Below are 388 nucleotides of genomic sequence, written 5' to 3'. Positions count from 1 at the left end.
GGGCGCGGAGCTGATCGGAACCAAGGGCTGCGATGCCGGTGGCGCCGAGGGCCTGTGCCTGAGCGGTGGTCAGTGCCCCAATTTCCGCGGTGGTCAGGGTCGCCAGGTTGGTGGTGCTGATCGCCTGGATCTCTGCAGTGGTCAGGGCCGCCACGTCGGCGGTGGTCAGCGCACGGAGCTGATCGGAGGTAAGTGCGCCAACGCCTGCGGCACCGAGTGCCTGAGCCTGGGCGGTGGAGAGGACCGCAACCTGTGCGGTGCCCAGTGCCTGGACGTGAGCAGTGTCGAGGCCGGCAATTTGAGCCGTGGTGAGTGCTTTCACCTCAGCGGTAGTCAGCGTGGAGATGTTATCGGTGCTGATCGCCGCGATCTCTGCGGTGGTCAGGGC

Annotated in this window: 1 protein-coding gene; it reads right to left on the bottom strand. The window is 66.8% G+C overall.

Translation table 11 applies throughout. From position 1 onward, the window contains the following. The coding region (locus tag JFN93_RS25320) for a hypothetical protein (protein WP_199387174.1) at nt 1–388 on the bottom strand (388 nt) is incomplete at both ends.

The sequence above is a fragment of the Geomesophilobacter sediminis genome, from assembly GCF_016458275.1.
Lineage (GTDB): Bacteria > Desulfobacterota > Desulfuromonadia > Geobacterales > Geobacteraceae > Geomesophilobacter > Geomesophilobacter sediminis.
The sequence above is the reverse complement of the archived record's forward strand: the minus strand, read 5'-3'. Positions and strand labels throughout refer to the sequence as shown.